1 pseudogene is annotated in these 352 nt (G+C 40.1%); it reads right to left on the reverse strand.

The features are described from left to right. Window positions 1-10 precede the first annotated feature (10 nt). Window positions 11-352 (reverse strand): annotated as a pseudogene (locus HC175_RS21220) (hypothetical protein); the annotation flags it as partial.

Genomic DNA, 352 nt, shown 5'->3' on the forward strand with positions numbered 1-352 from the left:
CACTTCTAAATCAGGTAGAATTAGCAGAAATTTGTCTTTTTGTTAAGATATTCTTCACCAGTAATACCCCCACCGTAAGCGGCAGGAAAATGCTGGCAGAGGCAACCAATTTGAAGTAATAAGTTGCTAAGGGTAAACCCAACCAAATTGCAGTACCTTTATAGAAGATCAAAGCTTCAGTAACCAAAAAGGCTGCAAAATATACCCAGAAGATCCATCTTGGAAGTGCAAGTAGTTTTGCTTCAGAAAGCAGTGCAAAAAGGGCTATGCTTACAACTCCAAGAAATACCCAGTGCAGATATCCTATAACAAGATCGGGAAAGCTGAAGGCAAGATTTGCAAACCAGGGAAT

This window comes from Salinimicrobium oceani (genome assembly GCF_012037645.1).